The 23,598-nt window shown below is 71.4% G+C and carries 19 protein-coding genes; 11 read left to right on the forward strand and 8 right to left on the reverse strand.

What is annotated here, in order from left to right; all coding sequences use genetic code 11:
- Positions 1-90: 90 nt before the first annotated feature.
- Positions 91-1,107: an alpha/beta fold hydrolase gene (locus EF387_RS03925; RefSeq protein ID WP_128375054.1), complete on the forward strand. Its 1,017-nt coding sequence runs from the start codon at positions 91-93 to the stop codon at positions 1,105-1,107.
- A gap of 429 nt (positions 1,108-1,536) precedes the next feature.
- On the opposite strand, the gene EF387_RS03930 is transcribed toward EF387_RS03925, so the two are convergent.
- The 3 genes from EF387_RS03930 to EF387_RS03940 form a co-directional block, all read right to left on the reverse strand.
- The gene (locus EF387_RS03930; RefSeq protein WP_128375055.1) at positions 1,537-3,159 is read right to left on the reverse strand and encodes a transporter; all 1,623 of its coding nucleotides are present in this window, start codon (positions 3,157-3,159) and stop codon (positions 1,537-1,539) included.
- A complete protein-coding gene (locus EF387_RS03935) occupies positions 3,156-3,929 on the reverse strand; it encodes an ABC transporter ATP-binding protein (protein ID WP_128375056.1) in 774 nt (257 codons plus the stop codon). Before EF387_RS03935 ends, EF387_RS03930 begins: the two co-directional genes overlap by 4 nt.
- Positions 3,930-4,217: 288 nt before the next feature.
- Positions 4,218-4,877: a bifunctional DNA primase/polymerase gene (locus EF387_RS03940; RefSeq protein WP_128375057.1), complete on the reverse strand. Its 660-nt coding sequence runs from the start codon at positions 4,875-4,877 to the stop codon at positions 4,218-4,220.
- A gap of 352 nt (positions 4,878-5,229) precedes the next feature.
- Here EF387_RS03940 and EF387_RS03945 point away from each other — a divergent pair, with 352 nt between their 5' ends.
- Complete coding sequence (locus EF387_RS03945) at positions 5,230-6,615, forward strand: NsdA family TPR-like regulatory protein (protein ID WP_128375058.1); 1,386 nt, start codon at positions 5,230-5,232, stop codon at positions 6,613-6,615.
- Positions 6,616-6,925: 310 nt separating this feature from the next.
- Positions 6,926-8,686 (forward strand): hypothetical protein, encoded by a 1,761-nt coding sequence (locus EF387_RS03950; RefSeq protein WP_128375059.1) that lies wholly within the window; start codon positions 6,926-6,928, stop codon positions 8,684-8,686.
- 187 nt (positions 8,687-8,873) lie between these two features.
- Here EF387_RS03950 and EF387_RS03955 read toward each other — a convergent pair whose 3' ends face one another.
- A complete protein-coding gene (locus EF387_RS03955; protein ID WP_128375060.1) occupies positions 8,874-10,172 on the reverse strand; it encodes an ABC transporter substrate-binding protein in 1,299 nt (432 codons plus the stop codon).
- Positions 10,173-10,289: 117 nt separating this feature from the next.
- Here EF387_RS03955 and EF387_RS03960 point away from each other — a divergent pair, with 117 nt between their 5' ends.
- Positions 10,290-10,790: an SCO4402 family protein gene (locus tag EF387_RS03960; protein WP_128375061.1), complete on the forward strand. Its 501-nt coding sequence runs from the start codon at positions 10,290-10,292 to the stop codon at positions 10,788-10,790.
- A gap of 121 nt (positions 10,791-10,911) precedes the next feature.
- A complete protein-coding gene (gene purU / locus EF387_RS03965; protein ID WP_128375062.1) occupies positions 10,912-11,790 on the forward strand; it encodes a formyltetrahydrofolate deformylase in 879 nt (292 codons plus the stop codon).
- 323 nt (positions 11,791-12,113) lie between these two features.
- Here the strand turns inward: purU and EF387_RS03970 are convergent, their stop codons facing one another.
- Together EF387_RS03970 and EF387_RS03975 are read right to left on the reverse strand one after the other, a co-directional pair.
- On the reverse strand, positions 12,114-13,520 hold the full coding sequence (locus EF387_RS03970) for a zf-HC2 domain-containing protein (protein ID WP_202918138.1): 1,407 nt from the start codon (positions 13,518-13,520) through the stop codon (positions 12,114-12,116).
- Complete coding sequence (locus EF387_RS03975) at positions 13,517-14,089, reverse strand: sigma-70 family RNA polymerase sigma factor (protein ID WP_128375064.1); 573 nt, start codon at positions 14,087-14,089, stop codon at positions 13,517-13,519. Before EF387_RS03975 ends, EF387_RS03970 begins: the two co-directional genes overlap by 4 nt.
- Positions 14,090-14,645: 556 nt before the next feature.
- Here EF387_RS03975 and EF387_RS03980 point away from each other — a divergent pair.
- Together EF387_RS03980 and EF387_RS03985 are read left to right on the forward strand one after the other, a co-directional pair.
- Positions 14,646-15,011 carry an STAS domain-containing protein gene (locus EF387_RS03980; protein WP_202918143.1) on the forward strand — a complete coding sequence of 122 codons (366 nt, stop codon included), beginning with the start codon at positions 14,646-14,648 and terminating at the stop codon, positions 15,009-15,011.
- 160 nt (positions 15,012-15,171) lie between these two features.
- Positions 15,172-15,684 carry an EF-hand domain-containing protein gene (locus EF387_RS03985; RefSeq protein WP_128375066.1) on the forward strand — a complete coding sequence of 171 codons (513 nt, stop codon included), beginning with the start codon at positions 15,172-15,174 and terminating at the stop codon, positions 15,682-15,684.
- Between the two features lie 293 nt (positions 15,685-15,977).
- Here EF387_RS03985 and EF387_RS03990 read toward each other — a convergent pair whose 3' ends face one another.
- The gene (locus EF387_RS03990) at positions 15,978-17,513 is read right to left on the reverse strand and encodes a class I adenylate-forming enzyme family protein (RefSeq protein WP_128375067.1); all 1,536 of its coding nucleotides are present in this window, start codon (positions 17,511-17,513) and stop codon (positions 15,978-15,980) included.
- A gap of 185 nt (positions 17,514-17,698) precedes the next feature.
- Between EF387_RS03990 and EF387_RS03995 the strand changes: the two genes are divergently transcribed.
- From EF387_RS03995 to EF387_RS04015, 4 genes are all read left to right on the forward strand, one after another.
- Positions 17,699-18,898, forward strand: coding sequence for an amidohydrolase family protein (locus tag EF387_RS03995; protein ID WP_128375068.1), 1,200 nt, complete (start codon positions 17,699-17,701; stop codon positions 18,896-18,898).
- Positions 18,898-20,052, forward strand: coding sequence for an acyl-CoA dehydrogenase (locus EF387_RS04000; RefSeq protein ID WP_128375069.1), 1,155 nt, complete (start codon positions 18,898-18,900; stop codon positions 20,050-20,052). The genes EF387_RS03995 and EF387_RS04000 overlap by 1 nt, the downstream gene beginning before the upstream one ends.
- Before the next feature lie 2 nt (positions 20,053-20,054).
- Positions 20,055-21,002, forward strand: coding sequence for an acyl-CoA dehydrogenase family protein (locus EF387_RS04005; RefSeq protein WP_128375070.1), 948 nt, complete (start codon positions 20,055-20,057; stop codon positions 21,000-21,002).
- A gap of 437 nt (positions 21,003-21,439) precedes the next feature.
- Positions 21,440-21,982: an ATP-binding protein gene (locus EF387_RS04015; protein ID WP_128375071.1), complete on the forward strand. Its 543-nt coding sequence runs from the start codon at positions 21,440-21,442 to the stop codon at positions 21,980-21,982.
- Between the two features lie 585 nt (positions 21,983-22,567).
- On the opposite strand, the gene EF387_RS04020 is transcribed toward EF387_RS04015, so the two are convergent.
- On the reverse strand, positions 22,568-23,503 hold the full coding sequence (locus tag EF387_RS04020; protein ID WP_128375072.1) for a cyclase family protein: 936 nt from the start codon (positions 23,501-23,503) through the stop codon (positions 22,568-22,570).
- Positions 23,504-23,598 lie beyond the last annotated feature (95 nt).

Below are 23,598 nucleotides of genomic sequence, written 5' to 3' on the forward strand. Positions count from 1 at the left end.
TCATCGAGCAGGAGCAGCGGTACGACGGACAGGACGAGTGGACCGGCCCAGCAGCGCGGTCCGAGCGAAACCAGGGGGGTGCCGGAACCTATGGCGCGGCGCATCGACGTGACCGGAGCAGGGGGCGTACGCCTTGCCGCCTGGGAATTCGCCGATCCTCCCAAGACGGATCCGGCCGGCAGTGGCCTGGTGGGCCGGGGTCGGGGAGTTCCCGCCGTGGCGGACGGGGCGCCGGGTCGTGACGGAAGCGCGGGTGGTTCGGACCGGGGCCGCGGAGACGGGGCTTCGGGCGGCCCTTCCGGGAACGGGCCGCGGTCGTTCGGGGAGCCGGACGACCGGACGCCCGGTGTCCTGTTATTGCACGGCCTGATGGGCCGTGCCTCGCACTGGGCCTCCACGGCCCGCTGGCTCGCCGAACGCCATCGCGCGGTCGCGCTCGACCAGCGTGGTCACGGCCGCAGCGACAAACCGCCCGGGGGGCCGTACAACCGTGAGGCGTATGTGGAGGATGCCGAAGCGGCCCTCGAGCAGCTCGGTCTCGCTCCGGCCGTGCTGATCGGGCATTCCATGGGCGCGCTGACCGCGTGGCAGCTCGCCGCCAAGCGTCCGGACCTGGTGCGGGCTCTGGTGATCTGCGATATGCGGGCCTCCGCGCTGGGTGCCGCGTCGCAGCGGGAGTGGGAGGACTGGTTCAAGTCGTGGCCGGTTCCGTTCGCCACGCTGGCCGACGTACGGAAGTGGTTCGGCGAGGACGATCCGTGGGTGGACCGGCCGAACCCGGCACGGGGTGAGTTCTTCGCCGAGGTGATGGCCGAGTCTGCCGATGGCTGGCGTCCGGTCTTCGATCCGGAGCAGATGCTGAAGTCCCGGGAGACCTGGGTGTACGAGGCGCACTGGGAGGAACTGGCGCAGGTCCGCTGCCCGGCCCTGGTGGTGCGGGGGCTGGACGGGGAGCTGGGGCGGGCCGAGTCTCAGGAGATGGTGCGGGTGCTGCCGCACGGCCAGTACGCGGAGGTGGCGGACGCGGGACATTTGGTCCACTACGACCAGCCGGATGCCTGGCGCGCGGCGATCGAGCCGTTCCTGGAGGGCGTGCTGACGGCTTGATCGCATGGGCATCGGGGTCTCCCAGCGCCCGGGTTCCCCCAGCGCCTTGACCTCGGTGCCTTGACCCAGTGCCTTGACCTCGGTGCCTGACCTCGGTGCCTTGACCCGGTGTCTCGGCCTCGGGCGTCTTGCCCCCCGGTGCCTGAGCCCCGGCGCCTTGAACCTGGCGCTCAAGCCCGGTGCCGGCCCCTGTTGCAGGACTCCGGGGCCTGCCGCCCCGGGCTCCACACCGGAACCGGGCTCTCACGCCGGCACCCGGCGATCGCATCCGTCGGCCTTCACGTCGGCACAACGGCGCCCGCACCCGTCGGCCTTCACGTCGGCACCCGGCGATCGCACCCGTCGGCCCTCGCACCGGAACAGCCCGGCCCCGCACCCGTCGCCCCCGCACACCTGCACCCGGCCCCGGCACCCGCCCCGGAACGGCGGCTACCCCTTGCTCACCGCCGCCAGGATCTCCGGAAGCCGGGAAGCCGTCCTGGGGGCCGCGAGGTGTAGGCCGGCCCAGGTGATCAGTACGCCGTAGGCCGTGCCGAGGGGGAGCAGGACCCAGGTCCAGTCCTCGCCGTGGGCCGAGACGTGGAGCCAGATCGCGACGGCCAGGACCGGGGCGCACAGCAGGGCGGCCGAGACCATGCCGCCCACGATCGCTATCCAGGCCAGCCCGGCCTGGCCGGGTGCCACGTTCTTGTGGCCCTCTTGTGGGATGGAGTACGGGAAGCGTGCCGACAGCCATGCTCCGGTCGCCAGCATCGCGCCGAGGAGTGCGAAGGACAGGCCGAGGACCTCGGCCAGTGCGTCCCAGTCGCCGAGGACCGCGGTCGTGAGGAGTGTCACCAGTGTCGCGTAGGGAAGAGTGATCACCAGCAGGGCCAGTGCCCGTGCGCGCAGTTCCTCGTAGGCCTCCCGGGTGGACGAGATGGTCATCGCGACCATCCAGAACGCCGAGGTGTCCTGGCCGAACTGGTTGTACATCTGGATGCCGAGCATCCCGGCCGCGAAGCAGGCGAAGTAGATGGAGCCGGTGCCCTGGAAGGCGTTGAACAGGGGCACGATCAGTCCGATGGCGAGCGAGGTGATCCAGGCGGCCTTGGTCTTGGGGTCGCGCCACACGTAGCGCAGGGTGCGTTCCATGACGGGTCCGGTGCGGCCGGCGGGCAGCAGACGGGCGAGGCCGGAGGAGCGCCCGGCCCTGTCCCGCGCCGGTTCGGCGGCCTGCAGCGTCGATCCGTCGGGTGAGGTCATCAACCGGGTCAGACTGCGCGACCAGAAGCTGAGCAGTCCGGCCAGCGCCACCGCGGTGAGGAGGAGTTGGGCGGTGCCGGTGCCGTATGACCCGTCGCTCATCGAGTCGACCGCGCCGATCGCGGACGCGGGCGGGATCCAGCGGACCACGTCGGCCGCCGGGTCGAGGGTGGCCAGCCCGGACGAACCCAGGCGTTGGGCGCCGAAGTTGACCAGTTGTGCGCCGATCGCGATGACCAGTCCGCTGAGTACCGCCAGGTCGCGGCCCTTGCGGCTGGTGAGCAGGCGTACGTTGCCCGCGGCAACGGCTCGGGCGAGGGCGACGCACACCAGCAGTCCGAGCGCGATGGCGGGCGCCGCGATGACGTACGCCGCCGCGCCGTGCGCAACGGCGATCACCGAGCCGGTCAGTATGCACAGGGTGAACAGGGGCCCTATGCCCACCAGGGAGGCCGTGAGCAGGGCCCTGACGAGGGGCTGGGGGCGCAGGGGGAGCATCACGAGGCGGGTGGGGTCGAGCGTTTCGTCGCCGCTGGGGAAGAACAGCGGCATCACGGCCCAGCCGAGCGCCAGCAGGGCGATCAGCAGCACGCAGACCGTGCCCGCGTGGGAGTTGCCGCGCAACGCGATCAGTCCGAGGAACTGGAGCGCGGTGAAAAGGAGTACGACGACCATCGAGGCGATGTACGCGGCTCGTCGGCCGGCGGACCGGCGCAGGCCGTTGCGCAGGAGCGACAGTTTCAGCCGGACGACGACGGGGGTGAGTGCGGGGCCCCGGGGCGTGGTGGTGGCGGTGGTGGTGGTCAACGGGCTCCGCCTCCCAGCCAGTCCAGGTCGGAGCCGGTGTCGCGGCCGCCCGCGCCGACCAGTTCGAGGAAGGCCTCCTGGAGGGAGGGTGCGGTGCCGCGTACTTCGGTGAGCGGGCCGTGGGCGCGGATCCGTCCGGCGGCCATCACGGCGACCCAGTCGCAGAGTGACTCGACCAGTTCCATGACGTGGGAGGAGAAGACCACGGTGGCGCCGGATCCGGTGTAGCGCTCCAGGACGCGGCGGATGGTCTGCGCGGAGACGGGGTCGACTCCTTCGAAGGGCTCGTCGAGGAAGAGGACTTCGGGGTTGTGCAGGAGTGCTGCGGCGAGCCCGATCTTCTTGCGCATGCCGGTGGAGTAGTCGACGACGAGTTTGTGCTGGGCGCCGGCGAGGTCCAGGACGTCGAGGAGTTGGGTGGCGCGCTTGTCGACCTCGCTGCCGGGCAGGCCGCGCAGTCTGCCGGTGTAGGCGAGGAGTTCGCGGCCGGAGAGGCGTTCGAAGAGTCGGAGGCCTTCCGGGAGTACGCCGATGCGGGCCTTGACTTCGGCCGGGTCGCGCCACACGTCGTGCCCGACGACTTCGACGGTGCCCTGGTCGGGGCGCAGCAGGCCGGTGACCATGGACAGGGTGGTGGTCTTCCCGGCGCCATTGGGTCCGACGAGGCCGATGAACTGGCCTGCGGGCAGCTCCAGATCGATGCCTGCGACCGCGATCTGCTCGCCGAACCGCTTCCAGAGCCCCTGCACTCGTACGGCACTCGTGCCCACACTGCCTCCCGCTGTCCCCGTTGTCGGGGCCGGTCATACCCCGTTCAGCGAGCACCATACGGGTCGGGTGCCTCCAGGCCGCCCGCTATATCCACAGACGGACACCGTCGGTATGACGAGCCTATGAACGTCTAGGAACATGCTGAGGGCTCGGGGAAAGTGCCCCGAGCCCTACTGTCCGCATCCAACTGTGTCCGCGTTGAACTCTGTCCGCGTCGAACCCTGGTCGCCTGGCTTCGGTCCGCCCGGCGCCACGAGCCTTGGCTCGGTGCCTGGGGACCGCCCGGCTCAGCGGCGTGCCTCCCGTCCGCAGGCGTACGCCAGCGGCGAGATCAGCTCCTCGGCGTCGGGCAGCCAGCGGTTGGCGGGCGTGGGGCGGCAGGCCCACTGGACGGCGCCGTGCGAGCCGTAACGGGTCGGCGGGGCCGCCACGTACGCGCCCTCGCCGAGGGTGACGAGGTCGAGGGAGCCCAGGAACCAGCCCAGGTTCCGTACCAGCTCCGGGACCTTCGTGGCGGCGCCGGGCAGTACGAAGAACTGCATCCGGCGGTCGGGGGAGCGGGTCACCGGACCCAGCGTCAGCTCCATGCGCTCCATGCGGGCCAGCGCGAGGAAGCCGGCCGTCTCGGGGACGTCGATCGCGTCGAAGGTGCGCCCGGTGGGCAGCAGGATCGAGGCCGTCGGCTGCTTGGACCACATACGGCGCGCGACCGTCGCACTGCCCGTCGCCTGCGTCGCCCAGTCCTCACGTGCCGGGTGTGCGCCGGGGAGGGCGCACGCCGCGTCGCCGCAGGAGCAGCGCTGCACCCCGTTCGCGGCTTCGAGCCATGTTCCGGGGAAAACGTCCCAGTGGCGCTCTTCGGCATAGCGCACGGCGGTGTCCAGCAGCGCTTCGCCGCGCTGCTGGGGGATTTGGGGGGCTTCGGCAGCCACGATCGTCTCTTCCACGCTCCACTCTAACTTCCCCCACCACCCTGAGTTACGCGGTTCTCACGCGCTGGGTAGGAGCACCGTTCCGGCAACTGGGGCGCATGGGTGCACAGTCGGGGGCGCGCAGGGGAAACGGCAGCGGGCGCTGGGTAGCCAGGTGAAGGGTCGGGCATCCGCCTTTACCCCGGCAATCCTCGTATGTCTCGCATCTTCGGTATGTCCGGCGGGCATCGATCTTCGAGGGCGCCGTATCGGCCACCTGCGAGGGACCGGCGGAGCACCCGGATTGTTCAGCGAGGAACCGTCAACTCGGTGCGTGGGCAGGCACTGGAATCACACGGCGAGCGAGCCGTGAAACAGGGGGTAGGTCATGGCCGCTAGGCCGCTTGTCGCTCGGCAGCCGAACGAACGGCTGCAGGCGCTCATCCAGGAAGCGGGGTGCTCGAACGCCGGGCTGGCCCGCCGGGTCAACATGTGCGGGGCGGAGCACGGCCTCGATCTGCGCTACGACAAGACGTCCGTGGCCCGTTGGCTGCGCGGGCAGCAGCCCCGCGGCCGGGCCCCGGCCATCATCGCCGAGGCACTCGGCCGCAAACTGGGCCGTACGGTCACGATCGACGAGATCGGCATGGCCAACGGCAAGAACCTCGCCTCGGGGGTGGGCCTGCAGTTCTCGCCGACCGTCCTCGGCGCCATCGAGCAGGTGTGTGAGCTGTGGCGCAGCGACGTGGGGCGCCGGGACTTCCTGTCCGGATCGTCGGTCGCCGCGTCCGCGCTGGTCGAGCCGAGCCGCGACTGGTTGATCTCGGCACCGGATCCGCAGGTCGCACGGGCCGCCGGGCCGAGGGTCGGGAGGTCCGACGTGACGGCGGTCCAGGCGATGACCCAGGCGCTGGTGGACCTCGACCACCAGTACGGCAGCGGGCATGTGCGGCCGGTGGTCGTGCACTACCTCAACAGCGTCGTGTCCGGGCTGCTCGCGGGCTCCTACCGGGAGGCGGTCGGCCGCGACCTCTTCGCCTCCGTCGCCCGGTTGACGGAGCTCGCGGGATACATGGCCGTCGACACCGGCCAGCCCGGACTCGCCCAGCGCTACTACATCCAGGCGCTCCGGCTCGCCCAGGCTGCCGGTGACCGCGGCTACGGCGGGTATGTCCTGGCCGCCTCCATGAGCCACCTGGCCGCACAACTCGGCAATCCGCGCGAAATCGCCCAGCTGGCCCGGGCCGCGCAGGAGGGCGCCCGCGGGCGGGTGACCCCGCGCGCGGAGGCGATGTTCCACGCCGCCGAGGCCCGCGGGCACGCGCTGATGGGTGACGCGCGCTCCGCCCAGATCGCGTCGGGGCGCGCGGTGAGCGCACTGGAGCAGGCCGACTCCGACTCGGGAGACGACCCGCCGTGGATCGCGCACTTCGACGAGGCCTATCTCGCGGACGAGTTGGCGCACTGCCACCGGGACCTGGGCCAGGCCGAGGCCGCCGCGCGCCGCGCCGAGGAGTCCCTGGCCGGACACCCGGAGTCGCGGGCCCGCCGCCGCGCGATCGGCTACGTACTGCTGGCGGCCGCACAGGTCCAGCAGCGGGAGGTGGAGCAGGCGTGCCACACCGGGCTGCGCGCCGTGGAACTGCTCGGCACCCTGCGCTCCAACCGTGGCGCGGAGTACCTGGAGGACTTCCAGCAGCGGCTCGAGCCCTACCGGGACGAGGCGGTGGTACGGGAGTTCGGGGCGCGGCTGGAACTGCAGGCCGCGGCGTGAGTGCGTCGCCGGTGTCGGCTTACGAAGCGCCTCGTGCCGGTGCGCAGCGGCCTCGTGCCGGTGCAAGGCTGCCTTGTGAGGGGGCGAAGCCGCCGGTGTGAGGGTATGGAGGAGAAAGTGAACGGGAGGTTGGCTGCGGCTGTCCGGTGCGTTGGATGTGCGGCGGGGTGTGCGGTGAGCCGTGAACAGCGTCCCGCAGGTGGGTTTTGTCACTGCGGTCCGTGGGGCCCTGAGCTGCTTTTCAAGGGCTCCGGGGTAACCGGTAGCGTTAACCGACGGTTCCGTAGGTCCCCCATGTGTAGGAGTCCCGGTGACGCAGAGCGGACAGGGCGAGTCGCGGCCCGCCCGCGAGGGCATCGTGCTGCCCTCGGACGGCGGCGAGCCCTTGTTGCCCGGCACCACGGGCGACCGGTCGGCTCCCGCCGAGGGCCAGGTGTGGGGCCGGGCCTGGGGCCCGGAGGCGGGCGCTCCGGGCGGCTCGGGTTCACCGGGAGCATCTGAAGCACACGGAACACAAGGAACAGCTGGAACATCGGGAGCATCGGGAACATTCGGGGTGCCTGGAACGCCTGGAATGCCCGGAGCGCAGGGAACTCCCGTGGTGCCGGGCGCGCCCGAGTGGGCCGCGCAGGACCAGACCTGGGGCGTGCCGCCCGCCCAGGAGCCGTCCACCGCGCAGCCCCAGGCACCGCAGCCCCAGTTCCAGCAGCCGACCGTCGGTGCCGGGCCGCTGCCGCCGGAGGGCGCGGCGGCCCCCGGTTACGGGAACGCTGCCATCGGCTCCTCGATGCCCTACGGGGACGCCGGGGCGTACGGAAGCGCCGGACAGTACCCCGGCCAGGGCGCCCCGCTGCCGCCCGCCGCACCGGCGGACGCAGCCGTCGCCGGGTACGGTCCTGCCCCGGCGGCGCAGGAGGCCGCCACGCAGTACATTCCGCCGGTACCGGCGGCGCCGGTCGACGAGGGTGCCACGCAGTACATTCCGCCGGTACCCGCGGCGCCGGTCGACGAGGGTGCCACGCAGTACATTCCGCCGGTACCCGCGGCGCCGGTCGACGAGGGTGCCACGCAGTACATTCCGCCGGTACCCGCGACGCCGGTCGACGAGGGCGCCACGCAGTACATTCCGCCGGTGGTTCCGGGCGCGCTGCCCCCGGAGGTGCCCACCGACGGCACCGCTCGGCCTCCGGGGTGGGCGCCGGGAGCCGGGGCCGGTCCGCTGCCGCCCGTCGCCGACCCGGACGCGCAGGCCACCCAGTACCTTCCCCCGGTGCCCGCCGGGCCGTCCGCCGGGGGAGGGCAGCCGCCCGCCGGGTTCGAGAACCTCTTCCGCAATGAGGCCCCTGGGTCCACCCAGCAGATCCCGCGGTTCCAGCCGCCCGGCGGCGCGTCGGCTCCAGGCGGGCGTGCCGCGTCGCGCGGCGGAGCCGGGGGCCGGGGCGGGGGCAGGGGCAAGGTTCCGCTGATCGCCGCGGTGGGCATCGGTATCGCCGTGCTCGGTGTCGGCGCCGGCGCGCTGCTCGGCGGGGGCGGGGACGACCAGCAGGAGGACAACAAGACCGTCGCGGCGACCACCGAGCCGTCCGGGGACACGACGTCCGCGGCGGCCGGCGATCCGGCCAAGGCGCAGGCCGTTGAGCTGGACAAGCTCCTCGCGGACAGTAACAACAGCCGTGACACGGTGATCCGGGCCGTCGCCGACGTCCGCGTGTGCGCCAACCTCGGTCAGGCCGCCAACGACCTGCGCAACGCCGCACAGCAGCGCAACGACCTGGTGAAGCGGCTGGCCGGGCTGTCCGTCGACAAGTTGCCCGACAACGTCGCGCTGACCGCCGCGCTCAACAAGGCCTGGCAGGCGTCCGCCTCCGCCGACAACCACTACGCGGCCTGGGCCGACCAGGTCGCGGACAAGAAGGGCTGCCGAAAGGGTCAGGCCCGTTCCACCGGTCAGCAGCAGGCGGGCAATGTGGCGAGCGGTGTGGCCAGTGCCGAGAAGGTGAAGGCCGCGCGGCTGTGGAACGTGATCGCGACGAAGTACGGGCTGGCCCAGCGGCAGGCCACACAGCTCTGACGCCGGAGCCGGTGCCGCTGTCCGGGCATAGGCCCCTGAGCCTGATGCCGGTTCCGGGCCTCGATGTTCGCGAGCGGGTGCTGCTGCCCGGGAGCGGGTGCCGCTGCCCGGAACCGGCGCGCTCTGCCCGGGAACAGACGCGTCGGCCCGGACCGAGCCCTGCTGTCCGGGAACGGAGCGGGGGCTCTCAGTCCGACTGCTCCAGCGTCGGCGCCATGTCCACGAACCCGCGGCCCTGGGCCGTCAGCTTGCCGGAGCGGACCGTCTGGAACGTCACCTTGGCGTTGATCAGGCGGGGGAAGTCGCTGTCGGCGAGCATGTCCTCGAAGCGCCACCTGAGGGTCGGCGTCAGACCGCCCGTGCTGATCTTCAGCCCGTCGTCCAGGACTCGGCGTACCGCGCTGGAGCTCACGTCCCCGTCGCCGAGTGACTCAATGGTCTTCTTCAGCACGGTGTAGGCGATCCAGGTGGTCTGCACGCCGACGTCCGTTGGGTCGATCCGGTTGTCGCCGAAGGCTTCCTTCTTGATCACGGCGCGCATCTGGTCCCAGCGCGCGTCGCTGGAGACGGGGTACCAGCCGGTGACGTACGACCCCTCGTACGGCCCCGACTTCCCGCCCGTCGCGTCGATCACCGACTGGTCGATGCTGCCCAGCACCGAGGCCGTGCGGACACTGGGGAAGTCCTCCTGGGTGCGCCGGAAGGAGTCCATGAAGGTGGCGGTCCGGTCGCCGAGCGCGGCGACCACGCACCCGGTCCGCTGCGGGTTCGACGACGCCTTGACGAGGGCCTGCTGCGCCTGATTCGAGTAGGAGGTCGCGTCCTCCGCGGCGAGCAGGTCGACGGCCTCGGGATGGCGTTCCTTCTTCAGTCCGGCGTCGATCAGCACGGGGAGCTGGTCGCCGGCGACGGTGTCGGGCCGGACGAGGGTGACGGGTCCGCACTGCTTGGCGAGCTGCCTGCCCAGGCCGGCCAGCAGCGCGGGCTGCCCGCCGTTGATGGGGTACGACAGCGGACTGCTGAACTCCGCGTCGGTGACCCCGTACCCGCCTATGAAGGGGATCCCAGCGCCCTGCAGCGGTGAGAGGACGTCCCGGCCGTACTGGCTGTAGGAGCCGACGACCGCGAGCACCTTCTCCTCGACCGCCCGTTCCGCGCAGTGCGCGGCGGCCACGCTGTCGTTCTGGTCGTTGCAGGTGAGGACCTTGAGCGGGCGGCCCGCGATGCCGCCCTGCGAGTTGACCCAGCGGGCGTACGCCTTCGCCAGCGCGGGCATGCCCGGCTTGTTTGTGGCGGCGGTGTTCTCGGGGGCCAGCGTCATGACGGTGATGGAGTCGTCCCCGGATCCCCCTGTGACTCCGGGGACGGCTCCACAGCCGGCGACGAGGGCCACACAGGTGACCAGCGCCCCGACGGCCAGCGCCGAGACCCTGGCGGTGCGAGAGAGGACGGGACGGGAGGTGGGAATGTGACGCCTGCCGGTCATGGACATGCACGATTACGTCACATCCCTAACTTGCATATGACCCCGGGTCAACAGACGGTGACGTTGGGGTGAATTACGGGGGGCGGCGCGGGAGGACGGGCGTGGATCGTACGATCGATGACCGTGCAAGCTCCGGAGAACTCTTCCCGTCGTGGCCGCCGCTCCTACACCATGGGCGCTATGCCACTCAATGACATGCCATGGTGGCGCTGGCGCAGCAATGTGCGCTCCGCGCTGCACATGCTCTCGGACGCCGCGTTCCAGCGGGACGTCTGGCTGGCCGGGATAGAAGGGTACGGCGACGTCACCGACGCCGTGTACCGGCTGGTCGAGGACACCTGGCTGGACAACTGGTCCGCCGAGAAGTACGTGGGCACGATCTTCCGCGACGCGCAGGAGGCCGCGCTGGTCGATGCGGCGGTGCTGCGGGTACTGCGGATCATGCACCAGGTCGGCCCGGACGCCCCCGTGTCCGCGTATCTGGACCACCCGGGGTGGCCGGATGCGCTGCGGGCGGCCCGTGACGCGCACGTGTGCCTGGCGGTGGGGGACGGCGAGGACCCCGACGCCCCGCCGCGGACGCTCGAGGTGCTGCGCATCCTGACCCGCTCGGCTTGACCGGTCGCCGCCGCCGATTGAGGGGGCGGGTGTCGGATGGTGGTGGGCGAGCAGGTGGTGGCACGGTCCGGTGCGCGGGACGGTGCTACGTCCGTGAGGTCTGTGTGGGACCCTGACCTGCATGAGTGAACAGCCCGCCCGCCCGACCGGCGCCGATCAGTACGTGCTCATCCTGTCCTGCCCCGACAAGCGGGGCATCGTGCACGCCGTGTCCAGCTATCTCTTCATGACCGGGTGCAACATCGAGGACAGCCAGCAGTTCGGCGACCACGACACGGGCCTGTTCTTCATGCGTGTGCACTTCTCCGCCGACCCTCCGGTGACTGTGGAGAAGCTGCGCGCCAGCTTCGCCGCGGTCGGGGACTCCTTCCAGATGGACTGGCAGATCCACCGGGCCGAGGACAAGATGCGGGTCGTGCTCATGGTGAGCAAGTTCGGGCACTGCCTGAACGACCTGCTCTTCCGTACGCGGATCGGGGCGCTGCCGGTGGAGATCGCGGCCGTGGTGTCCAACCACACGGACTTCGCGGAGCTGGTGGCCTCGTACGACATCCCCTTCCACCACATCCCGGTCTCCAGGGAGAACAAGGGGGACGCCGAGGCGCAGCTGCTGCAGATCGTGCGGGAGGAGGGCGTGGAGCTGGTGGTGCTGGCGCGTTACATGCAGGTCCTCTCCGACGATCTGTGCAAGCAGCTCAGTGGGCGGATCATCAACATCCACCACTCGTTCCTGCCGAGCTTCAAGGGCGCGAAGCCGTATCACCAGGCGCACGCTCGGGGCGTGAAGCTGATCGGTGCCACCGCGCACTACGTCACCGCCGATCTCGACGAGGGACCGATCATCGAGCAGGAGGTCGAGCGGGTGGGGCACGAGGTCACGCCCGAGCAGTTGGTGGCGATCGGTCGTGACGTGGAGTGCCAGGCGCTGGCGCGGGCCGTGAAGTGGCATGCGGAGCGGCGGATCCTGCTGAACGGGCGGCGGACGGTGGTCTTCGCCTAGACCGCACGGCCGCACCCCGGCGCCTCCGGACTGCACCCCGGCCCCGGCCCTTACGGCGCGCACCGCGGCCCCGATTCCGGCGTCCCGGCCTTCCGGCCCCGATTCCTGCCTTCCGGCGTCCCGGCGTCCCGGCCTTCCGGCCCCGATCCCGGAGTGCGGCGCCTACGGTCGCACCCCGAGCCCCCGGGCCCCCGGGCCTCCGGGCCTCCGGGCCTCCGGGGTCCCGGCCGACGGGCCCGATCCGCGGACGGGGCCCTACAGCCGGATCCCGTCCCGTATCTCCCTACGGCCGGCCCCGTCCCCTATGCCGCCGGGCCCGCTCCCTACATACGGCTCAGCGACGCCGCCGCGAGCAGCACCTCGCGGATTGCTTCCCGGTCGCCGACCTGGCCCGCGGCCGCGTCCTCCGGGGAGACATGGCCCGCGGCCAGGCGGCAGAACTCGACGCCGTCCAGGGCCACGTGGGCGACCTCGTGGTCGGCGGAGCCCAGCGCGCCGGGGGAGTCCAGGGGGACGAACCACTCGCCGCCGCCGGATCCCTCGATCTCCAGGCGGATGCTGCGGCCGGGGGCACCGGCGGGTACGAGGTGGCGGCGCGGGGGTGCCGACAGGCCTGACAGGCCGGCCCGGCGGCGGGCGGCCAGCACGGTGGGCAGCATGCGGGCCGCCAGGTCGAGCATCTGGTGGAGATGGCGCGGGGCGGGCGGCTCGTACGGGTAGTCCACCGCCTCCGCGATGTCGTCGGCGTGCACCCAGCACTCGAAGGCGCGGTCCAGCATGGAGTCCCGCAGGGGCAGTTCGAAGCCGCCGTACCGCACGGTCAGGTCCCCGGACGTCCCGCCCGCGAACGACGCCGTGCGGATGAGGTTGTGGCTCTGCTCGCGCCAGGGCCGGCGGATGGAGCGGGTGGGCGGGAAGTGGGCGGCACGCCAGTACGACTCGGTGCGGCCCGCCGGGGTGGGGGCGTCGGACGGGATGTCGCCCAGCGGGTCCTCCAGGCCGAGGGCGACTCCCACCAGGCCGTCCACCGTGAGCAGATGAGCGATGACACCGGCGACGGTGGTGCGCCGGCTCGCCGGGACGTCGGCCTCGAACCAGCGCAGCCGCACCGGCGCGTGCCACTCCGCCTCGCCGAAGTCCTGCAGCAGGGCGTCGAGGCGGGCGGTCTCCGCGTCGTACGGCCTCGCCCACTCGGGGACGGGGATACGCGGCGGGCGGCGGTCGAGGCAGCCCTCCAGGACGCGGGTGCGCAGGGCGGGGTCCAGGTCGAGCGTCTCCTCCGTGTGCAGCAGCCCGACGGCCTCGCGCAGCCTGCGGGCCTCGTCCGCACAGGGGCCGCAGGAGCCGAGGTGCTCCTCGACGGCTGCGGTCTCCTCCGGCGAGCAGGCCGTGAGTGCCCAGGCGCCGAGCAGTGACTTCAGGACGCGGTGCTCCAGCACGAGTCCGGGCTCGGGCAGAGGGCGCCCGCCGTCCTCCACGGAGGTGCGAGGCATCGGTATGCGCGGCTCGTGAGCGGCGCCCGAACCGTGGGGACCGCCCGAACCGTGTGAGCCACCGGAACCGTGCGCGCCACCAGGACCGTGCGAGCCAGCGGAACCGTATGGACCGCCCGAACCGTGCCGGCCACCGGAACCGTGCGCGCCACCCGAACCGTGTGGACCGCCCGGGCCGTGTGGACCGCCCGGGCCGTGCGAACCGTCGTACGCGTCGAAGCGCTCCGGCCTGCTCATCGGGTGCCTCCGTATTCGGGCGGCGGGCCGGGCTCGTGGGCGGTGGACAGCAGTTGCAGGCCGAGGCGGAGTCGGCGGCGGGCCTCGTCCTCGGTGATGCCGAGGTCGGCGGCGGTCTGGCGGTAGTCGCGGCGCTGGAAGTAGGCCCGCTCCAGGGCGAGTCGCAGCGGGGTCGGCATGGAGGTGACGATGTAGTCGGCGCGGGCTGCCACAGAGGCGCGGTGCACCCTGCGCTCCAACTCCTCGCTGGAGCCCTGTCCGGCGCGCTCGAGCGCCTCCGTCTCGGTCGCGCGCAGCCGCTGCACGGCTAGCCGGTGGGTGAGGGTGGCCACCCAGGAGCGCAGCGGGCCCTGCTTGGGGTCGTAGGCGTCCGGGTTCTCCCAGACGTGGACGAAGACTTCACGGGTGATGCCGTCGGCGGCCTCCTCGTCGCAGAGGACGCGGTGTGCCAGGCCGTGCACCAAGGAGGCGAAGCGGTCGTACAGTTCGCCGAGCGCGGCGGCCTCCCCACGGGCCAGCCGCTGCTGCATCCTGCGGTCCCAGCGGGGCGGTGCGTCCTTCGTCGCCATGCTGCCCCCCTCACACCTGGTCGTGCCGGCGCCGGTTCCTGTTGCCACCGTCACCACGAATGTAGTCGGCACCGATGAAGACGCACGCCCCTTTGCGGCAATGTGCGCCCGTCGCCGAGGCGTGGATGCTAGTGCCCCAACAGGCAACGTTCGCCCCGTCGCGACGCCCGGCACGCTCCCCCAAGCTCTTCGAGCAGGGGGTACCCCCAGAGCACGCTTCCCCAAGCTCTCGACTTCTCCCCCACTCTCGGCTGCGCTCGAGCGGGGAGACCCCCATGAGCAGGGGGGACCCCCATGAGCAGGGCGGACCCCCATGACGCCGCCCGGCTTGTTGAGCAAAGTTGATCGACGTGTTGCGTGAAGTCGACCAAATCTGCCTGAACGAGTCCGATATGAGGTGCATCACCGACCGCTGGCCGGTGTTTCATGGAACAAGGCTTGGGCAGCAGCACTGGAAGCGTAAGGAAGGCTTCCGTTTTTTATGGGGTTCCAGGGGGAATCCCCGGAGCTTCAGGGCGGACGGATCGGCGGACAAGGGGCATTGTCGGTGGGACTCATGGTGACCGGCGTCGAGCGCGGCGACTGGACCGTGCTCGAGGTGTCGGGCGAGATGGACCTGGTGACATCGCCCGAGTTGCGCCAGCGGGTGCACGACGCGGTCGCCGACGGCCACCGCAGCCTGATACTCGACCTCTCACAGGTGCGGTTCTGCGACTCCAGCGGCGTCGGTGTGCTGATCGCCACGCGCCGGCTGATCCGGTCCTGCCAGGGCCGGCTGCGGCTGGTCCTGCCGGCCCACGGAGCCGAGGAGGGGTCCCACGTCAACCGCGTGATGGCCGCGCTCGGCGTCCGTCGTCTGTTCGACGTGTATCCCGACGCCGCCGCGGCTCTGGACGAAGGGGCCAGTCCGCTGTCCGCTTGAGACGGCCCGAGGCCACGCCGTTGTCGCGGAATTTCTCCGTTCTTGGCACAAGCGTCGTTTTCCTGCTCACGGTGGGGGTCCGGCGTCGTACGCTCCCGGGGCAGGTGCACACGCAGTTCGACTCCACGAGCTCCGAGAAGTGAGGCGGTCCGAGATACAGATGGCCAGCAGTGATTACGAGCGCCGGATCGCCGCCCGGTTCGCCACTTTCGACCAGGACGGCAACGGCTATATCGACCGGGAGGACTTCAGCGCCGCGGCCAAGGCCGTGCTCGCCGAGTTCGGCCTGGCCGCCCGCTGCGACAAGGGGCAGGCACTGTACGCGGGCGCGGAGGCCTTCTGGCAGGGTATGGCCGGGATAGCGGACCGGGACGGTGACCAGCGCATCTCCCGGGACGAGTTCGTGGGCGGCGCCGTCAAGCGGCTGCGCGACAACCCCGACCGGTTCGCCGAGATCGCTCGTCCCTTCCTGCACGCCGTACTGGCCGCGGCGGACGGCGACGGGGACGGCGCGGCGACCGCCGAGGAGACCGTCCGGGTCCTGAGGGCGTTCCGGGTGCCCGAGGACATCGCACGGCTGGCGGTCGGCGCGCTCGACGCGGACCAGGACGGCCGGATCGCCGAACCGGACATCGTCGACTCCTTCGCCCGCTACTTCACCGTGCCCGAGTAGCGCACCCGCACGTCACCGGGCCCGAGTAGCGCACCCGCACGTCACCGGGCCCGAGTAGCGCACCCGCACGTCACCGGGCCCGAGTAGCGCACCCGCACGTCACCGGGCCCGAGTAGCGCACCCGCACGTCACCGGGCCCGAGTAGCGCACCCGCACGTCACCGGGCCCGAGTAGCGCACCCGCACGTCACCGGGCCCGAGTAGCGCACCCGCACGTCACCGGGCCCGAGTAGCGCACCCGCACGTCACCGGGCCCGAGTAGCGCACCCGCAGGCCCGAGTGGCACTCACCGCCTCAGGTGTCCGAGTAGCGTTCCCGCAGCTTGTACTTGAGCACCTTGCGCAGGGTCTCGTTGCGTGGAAGGGCGTCCACCACCTCCAGCTGTTCCGGCAGCTTGTGGACCGACAGCCCTTCCGCGCGCAGATGGGCGACGACGGCGTCCAGCGTCAACGCCGGAGCCCCGGGCCGCGCTTCCACCACGGCGCACACCCGCTCACCGCGGTCCGCGTCCGGCAGCCCGATCACGGCGACGTCCCCGACCGCCGGATGCCGGTGCAGCAAGTCCTCGATCTCCTTCGCGGAGATGTTCTCGCCCTTGCGGATGATGACGTCCTTGAGTCGTCCGGTGAGGACGAGATGGCCGCTGTCCAGGACGTGTCCGAGGTCGCCGGTGATGAGGAACCCGTCGGCGTCGAAGGCCTCGGCGGTCTGGGCGGGGTCCAGATACCCCTGGCACACGGCCTCCCCGCGCAGCCGCACCTCCCCGTCGACCCCGGCCGGCACCTGCCTCCCGTCCGGACCCGTGATCCGTATCTCCATGCCCTCCGGCGGCTTCCCCTCCGTCGTCGCCAGGTTCTCCGCCGTGTCGTCCGGCGCCCCCATGGTGATCATCGGCACCTCGGTCATGCCGTAGCCGTGGGTGAGCTGCACCCCCATCTCCCGCACGACGGAGTGGTACAGCTCGGGCGGCTTCGGGGCCCCGCCGCCCGCGAGCAGCCGCAGACTGGGGATCAGCTTCTGGTCCGGCTGTTTGCGCTGCTCCGCGAGGAACATCGAGTAGAAGGCCGTCGAACCGCCCGCCACCGTCACACCGTGCTTGCGGTAGCCCTCCAGCGCGTCCGGCAGGGCGAACTGCTCGAACATCACCGCCGGGAACCCGTACAGCAGCAGCATCACCGTGTAGTCGGGCCCGGCGATGTGCGCGTAGGGGAAGGCCATCGAGCCCACGTCGTCCGCCGACAGCCTGAGCGCGTGGGCGAGGCAGGAGCCGCCCGCGATCAGCGAACGGTCCGTGTGCAGCACGCCCTTGGGGTCGGAGGTGGTGCCCGAGGTCCAGTAGATCCAGCGGACCGCGGTGCCGTCGGCGGGCGGCGGAGGAAGGACGGACGGGTCGCCGTCGGGCAGGGCGTCGTACGCCTCGAAGATCCCCCGCGCGCCCAGCCGCCGCGCCATCGCGGTGTGGTCGAAGCCGCGCCATGTGCCCGGTACCCCGAAGAACTCGGCCTTCGACTCGCGCAGTGCGAAGCCGACCTCGCGGTCGCGGTAGAAGGGGATCACCGGGGACTGCACGGCACCGAGGCGGGCCAGCGCGAAGGAGAGCAGCGCGGTCTCGATCCGGGTGGGCAGCTGCCAGGCGACCACCGTGCCCGGGCGTACACCCATCCCGTACAGCCCGGCCGCCACCCGCTCGGCGCGTTCGCCGAGCTCGCCGAAGGTCAGGGTGCGGTCGTCCTGGAGGAGGACGGGACGGTCGGGGGTGAGGCCGGCGCGGCGCGTCACCAGTTCCCAGAGCGTCCGCGAGGCCCCCAACGCGTGAGCGGTGTCGTTCAAGGCTGACCCCCTCTAGCTGACGGTATGTCAGATCGTGCCCAGAGCGTAGGGCCAGGCGCCTTGTCGGTCCAGGGGTGCGGGGCTAGCCTGCTTGTCGAGGAGTATCTGACGGATCATCAGAAACGGGCCGGGAGCGGCGCCCGCCAGGCGGGGCCCGAACGGCGCCCGCCAGGCGGAGGGGACCCATGAGCGAACTGCCCCGCATCATCAGCGTCGACGACCACGTCATCGAACCCGCGCACCTCTTCGAGACCTGGCTGCCGAAGAAGTACCAGGACCGGGGCCCCAGGCCGCTCACCGCGGGAATCGGGGAACTCGCCTACGTCGGCGGGAAGTACCAGATCACCATGGACCCCGACGGCCCGCCCACCGACTGGTGGATCTACGAGGACCTGAAGTTCCCCTACAAACGCAATATCGCCGCCGTCGGCTTCGACCGGGACGAGATGACCCTGGAGGGCATCACCCGCCAGGAGATGCGGCGCGGCTGCTGGGACCCGGTCGAGCGGCTGAAGGACATGGACCTCAACCACGTCGAGGCCAGCCTCTGCTTCCCCACCTTCCCGCGCTTCTGCGGCCAGACCTTCGCCGAGGCGCACGACAAGGAGGTGGCCCTGGCCTGCGTCCGCGCCTACAACGACTGGATGGTCGAGGAGTGGTGCGGCGACAGCGGCGGCCGGCTGATCCCGCTGTGTCTGATCCCGCTGTGGGACATCGAGCTGGCCGTCGCCGAGATCCGGCGCAACGCCGCCCGCGGGGTGAAGGCGGTGACCTTCTCCGAGATCCCCACCTACCTGGGGCTGCCGTCCATCCACTCCGGCTACTGGGACCCGTTCTTCGCGGTGTGCCAGGAGACCGGCACGGTCGTGAACATGCACATCGGCAGCAGCTCCCAGATGCCGGCCGCCTCCCCGGACGCCCCGCCTGCCGTGCAGGCCTCGCTGTCCTTCAACAACGCCATGGCCTCGATGATGGACTTCCTGTTCAGCGGGGTCCTGGTGAAGTTCCCCCGGCTCAAACTCGCCTACTCCGAGGGCCAGATGGGCTGGATCCCGTACGCCCTGGAGCGCGCCGACGACGTCTGGGAGGAGCACCGGGCGTGGGGCGGGGTCAGGGACCTGATCCCCGAACCGCCGTCGTCGTACTACTACCGGCAGATCTTCTGCTGCTTCTTCCGCGACAAGCACGGCGTCGCCTCGCTGGACGTGGTCGGCCGCGACAACGCGACCTTCGAGACCGACTACCCGCACGTCGACTCGACCTTCCCGCACACCAAGGAGGTCGCCCTCGACCATGTGAAGGGACTCGACGACGAGACCGTCTACAAGCTGATGCGCGGCAACGCCATCCGCATGCTGGACCTGGACTTCGACCGGGACCGCTAGTGGACCTCTCGTACACCCCCGAAGAGGAGGAGTTCCGGGCACGGCTGAAGGAGTGGCTGGCCAAGGTGCTGCCGACGCTGCCGCCGAAGCCGTCACCGGACGACTGGCCGGGCCGACGCGCGTACGACCTCGGCTGGCAGCGGATGCTGTACGACGCCGGGTACGCCGGACTGCACTGGCCGGTCGACGCCGGCGGCCAGGGCGCGACCCCCACCCAGCACCTCATCTTCCTGGAGGAGACCGAGAACGCCGGCGCGCCCTACGTGGGGGCCGGCTTCGTCGGGCTGCTGCACGCGGGGCCCACGATCGCCGCCGAGGGGACGGCCGCGCAGCGGGCCCGCTGGCTGCCGCCCATCCTGCGCGGCGAGGAGGTCTGGTGCCAGGGCTTCAGCGAACCGGACGCCGGCTCGGACCTCGCGGCGCTGCGAACGCGCGCGTGGCGCGACGGCGACGACTACGTGGTGAGCGGGTCCAAGATCTGGACCTCCCACGCGGAAGCCGCCGACTGGTGCGAACTGTTGGTCCGCACCGACCCGACGGCTCCCAAGCACCGGGGGATCTCCTGGCTGGCGATGCCCATGGACGCCCCGGGCGTCACCGTACGGCCGCTGCGGACCCTCGCCGGCTCCACCGAGTTCGCCGAGGTCTTCCTCGACGAGGTGCGGGTGCCGGTCGCGAACCGGGTGGGCGCCGAGAACGACGGCTGGCGCGTGACCATGGTGACGCTGTCCTTCGAGCGCGGCACGGCCTTCGTCGGCGAGGTCGTCGCCTGCCGCCGGGTGCTCGCCGAGGTGGCAGGGGAGGCCCGGCGAAACGGCCGCTGGGACGATCCCGTCCTGCGCCGCCGCCTCGGCCGGCTGAGCGCCGAGTTCCGGGCGCTGTGGCGGCTCACCCAGTGGAACGTGAGCGAGGCTGAGGGCACCGGCGGGGTCCCCGGGACCGGGGGTTCGGTCTTCAAGCTGAGGTATTCGCAGGCCCGGCAGGACCTCTACGACACGGCGGCCGAGGTGCTCGGTCCCGAGGCGCTCGACCTTGGCCGGGAGTGGGTCATCGACCGGCTGTCGTCGCTCTCCTACACCATCGCGGCCGGGACATCGCAGATCCAGCGGAACATCGTGGCCGAGCGCCTCCTCGGCCTCCCCAAGGGGCGGTGAGTATGCGTTTCCAACTCACTGAGGACCAGCGGGCCTTGCGCGCGGGCGTACGAGAGCTACTGGCGGCGCGCTTCGACCGGGAAGCGCTGCGGGCCGCGGTGGACACCCCCGGGCTGGACCGTGCGCTGTGGCGTGCCCTGGGGGCGGCCGGGTTCTTCGCGCTGCGGCTGCCGGAGGACGAGGGAGGCGTCGGACTCGGGCTGCCGGAGGCGGTGTTGCTGTTCGAGGAGGCCGGGCGGGTGCTGCTGCCCGGGCCCCTGGTCGCCACCCACCTGGCCGCCGGGGTGGTGGAGGGGGCGGCTACCGGGGAGACCGTGGTCACGTCTGTGGACGGCTCGCTGGTGGAGTGGCTGGACGCGGCCGATGTCGTACGCGTGGGTGATGCCCGCACCGTGGAGAAGGACGCCCTGGCCGCCGTACCCCTGCGGTCGCTGGATCCGCTGACGCCGTTGCACCGGACGGCGCCCGACAGCGCCCTCCACGGCGCACGCGACGGCGCACACGACGTGGTCGCGGCGGCCGCCCTGCTCACCGCCGCCGAGCAGCTCGGCACCGCCGCCCGCACCTGCGAACTGGCCGTGCAACACGCCCGGGCGCGTGAGCAGTTCGGGCAGCCGATCGGGGCCTTCCAGGCGGTGAAACACCTGTGCGCGGAGATGCTCGTGCGGACGGAACTGGCCCGCGCCGCGGTGTACGCGGCGGCGGTGACCGCCGATCCGCTCGACATCGCGGCGGCCCGGCTGCTCGCCGACGAGGCGGCCCTGCAGGGGGCCCGTGACTGCCTTCAGGTGCACGGCGGAATGGGCTTCACCTGGGAAGCAGACGTGCATCTGCATCTGAAGCGTGCGTGGGTGCGGTCGCGCAGAGGGGGGTCCGCGGCCGGGGCGGAGGAGGCCCTGGCGGCCGATCTGCTCACCGCCCGGGGCACCTCCGGCGGTCACATGCTGTGAATGTCACAGATCGTGGCATACCGAAATTACGGAGCGTTGATATCGGGTCGTGTCGCTCGAGGGGTCGTCACGGTGTGGAGTCGGCGCCACGAACCGGTACCTTGTGTGGGGTGCGAGTGGTTCCGAGGTCGAGCCGTCACGGTGTTGCCCATGAGGCGGCTCCGGAACGGGCGACGCCCACAGCTGGCCGGGCGGCACACCCCTGCGTAGCCGCCTGTTCGACTCCCCGCCGCAAGCGTCGCACAGTATGCCGTACGCGTACTCCTTCGCGCTGGAATATGCCCGAAGCGCTTGTTGGGGTGACTGTACGTCAACCATGCTGTCTCGCAGGGGAGTCACGTTCCGTGACCCCAGTTCTGGCCATGTTGGTCATGGCCACGATCGTGGCCTTGGTGAGGCGCGAGGCGATGTGTCCGCCGGTTCGGATGGTGTGAGCGGTGCAGGTGCTTCAAGTGCAGCTGGAGATCCGGCCCGACCCCGCGGAGGTGGGGCGGGCCCGGAGATGGGCCCGTTCGCGGCTCGCGGGATCCGGGATAGGAGACGACGAACCACTCGCCGAGACGCTGATCCTGCTCGTCTCGGAGCTGGTCACCAACGCCGTGGTGCACACCGGCTGTCCGGCCGTCCTGCGGCTGCTGCTGCCGGGTGTCTCCGGCGCGGCGGCGGGCGCGGTGTCCGGCACGGTGCGGCTGGAGGTCGCCGACGCCAGCGCCAAGCCCCCCGCTCCCCGGCATGCCGAGGGTGACGACACGGGCGGCCGGGGCCTGGAGTTGGTCGACGGCCTCGCCGACCGCTGGGGCTGGGACCCGGACGGCACCGGCAAGCGCATCTGGTGCGAACTGGACCGCTGTCGGCCCGCGTCCACGGTGGCGACCGCCACGTACGAGGCGTCGGCGGGCCCCGCGGCGTACCAGAACGGTGCGAACGCGTACGAGGTGGGCGCACGGGAGTACGACGATTTCGCCCGCGCGGCCGTCTAGCCGCCCGGCTCAGGCGCGTCCGCGGACACCTGCGGATGTCCACGGATGCCCGCGTGGTGGTCTGCGGGAATTGCGGATGACCCGCGGAAGCGCGGACGGCACGCGGAATTGCGAATGGCACGGGGGAGGGATCGCGCCTTCGGTCATGCCGTGCGCGCGCCGACCGTGAAGGACCCGGTCGGCGCTGAGCGGTACGCGCAGCCGAACGCGCCGGAAGATGCTCCCGCACGCGCCCTCACAAATGGGGTGTATGCGATAAATCACCGATCGGGTGTTGACGCGAGGTGTCCGTTTGATCACGCTTGTGGGCAGCGATTCGCCGTGAGGGGACGACGAGGGTTTCGGTGACGGGAGCCCTCGGCGAGTGTGGGTCGCGTTCGGCGTCGGCTCCTTCAGGGTCGGGACGGCCACTCGGGACCGGGGATCGGTCCCTTGGGCCGCGAGGAGCAGGGCGGGAACGCCGGAGCCGGATGGTGGCGCGCATGCCGTGCTCGGGGCGGGCAGTGCGCGTCGCCAGCCGGCGGTCTCTCTCCTCGATGTCCGGGTGCCCCGTGTCCGGCCCCTCTCTCCCTTCCGGTGTCGCGGTCAGAGGATCGCGACCGGTGCGACCGGACTGCCCGTACCGCCGATGAAGGGCTCCGGGGTCGCCGACAGCAGGAAGGCGTAGCGGCCGGTTTCTCCACAGGTTGTGGACAACTCTTCGAGATTCCAGTTCTGGCCCTGGAGCATGCCCATCTCGACCAGATCCAGCGCGTGCACCGGCAGCCACAGGTCCTCGATCTCCGGCGGGAAGATCTCGAAGGTCAGGGTGTCATTGGCGACGGCCGCCACATCGCGCGCGTGGAACCACTCGGGGGTGCGCAGGGACAGGCCCGGCGACGGGTACGCGTACGCGTGCTTGTCGCCCGCGAGGTAGACCCGCATCTGCCCGGTGCGCACCAGGACGATGTCACCGGAGCGCACCCGCGTGCCCGCCAACTCCTCCGCTGCGTCCAGGTCCTCCGGTGTCACCGCGTGGCCGCCGTCCAGGCTGTCCCGGCCCCGAGCGCGGGCCACGTCCAGCAGGACACCGCGTGAGACGAGGTGGCGGGGTTTGTCGATACCGCTGAACTCGGCACCGCCGTGCGCGGTGATGGAGTCGGCCGGGCGCCCGTTGTAGAGCTTCCCCGAGTGCGAGACATGGGTGAGCGCGTCCCAGTGGGTGGCCGCCTGCAGGCCCATGGTCACCGCGTCGTCGCTGGTCGCTACGGTGCCCGCGCCGAAGATCTCCTGATTGATCTGCACCATCGTGTGCAGGGGGTTGACCCGGCCGGGGATCATCCCCGTCTGGACGCCGTCCTGCTTCAGGGGAAGCGCCAGCGGGATCCGGCGCCCGGTGCGGACGGTCGCGGCGGCCTCGCGCACGACGTCGTCGGTGATCAGGTTGAGCGTCCCGATCTCGTCGTCGGCGCCCCAACGGCCCCAGTTGTTCACGCGCCTGGCGATGTCGTGGAACGCAGGATGGAGTGCCGGCGGCGACATGAGTCCTCCCGGGGCTTGTCTTCACGCAGCTGACGGGTCATAAAATCAACCCATCGCAAATCTAACGGTCCGTCAGAAACCGCGGGAAGAGGCGG

The organism is Streptomyces cavernae (genome assembly GCF_004023625.1).
GTDB classification, from domain to species: Bacteria; Actinomycetota; Actinomycetes; order Streptomycetales; family Streptomycetaceae; genus Streptomyces; species Streptomyces cavernae.

What these genes read in the sequence shown, in the direction of transcription:
- EF387_RS03925 (WP_128375054.1), top strand. Translation starts at nt 91, where the DNA reads ATGGCGCGGCGCATCGACGTGACCGGAGCAGGGGGCGTACGCCTTGCC.
- EF387_RS03945 (WP_128375058.1), top strand. Translation starts at nt 5,230, where the DNA reads ATGGCCGCTAGGCCGCTTGTCGCTCGGCAGCCGAACGAACGGCTGCAG.
- EF387_RS03955 (WP_128375060.1), bottom strand. Translation starts at nt 10,172, where the DNA reads ATGACCGGCAGGCGTCACATTCCCACCTCCCGTCCCGTCCTCTCTCGC.
- EF387_RS03960 (WP_128375061.1), top strand. Translation starts at nt 10,290, where the DNA reads ATGACCGTGCAAGCTCCGGAGAACTCTTCCCGTCGTGGCCGCCGCTCC.
- purU (WP_128375062.1), top strand. Translation starts at nt 10,912, where the DNA reads ATGAGTGAACAGCCCGCCCGCCCGACCGGCGCCGATCAGTACGTGCTC.
- EF387_RS03970 (WP_202918138.1), bottom strand. Translation starts at nt 13,520, where the DNA reads ATGAGCAGGCCGGAGCGCTTCGACGCGTACGACGGTTCGCACGGCCCG.
- EF387_RS03975 (WP_128375064.1), bottom strand. Translation starts at nt 14,089, where the DNA reads ATGGCGACGAAGGACGCACCGCCCCGCTGGGACCGCAGGATGCAGCAG.
- EF387_RS03980 (WP_202918143.1), top strand. Translation starts at nt 14,646, where the DNA reads ATGGTGACCGGCGTCGAGCGCGGCGACTGGACCGTGCTCGAGGTGTCG.
- EF387_RS03985 (WP_128375066.1), top strand. Translation starts at nt 15,172, where the DNA reads ATGGCCAGCAGTGATTACGAGCGCCGGATCGCCGCCCGGTTCGCCACT.
- EF387_RS03995 (WP_128375068.1), top strand. Translation starts at nt 17,699, where the DNA reads ATGAGCGAACTGCCCCGCATCATCAGCGTCGACGACCACGTCATCGAA.
- EF387_RS04005 (WP_128375070.1), top strand. Translation starts at nt 20,055, where the DNA reads ATGCGTTTCCAACTCACTGAGGACCAGCGGGCCTTGCGCGCGGGCGTA.
- EF387_RS04020 (WP_128375072.1), bottom strand. Translation starts at nt 23,503, where the DNA reads ATGTCGCCGCCGGCACTCCATCCTGCGTTCCACGACATCGCCAGGCGC.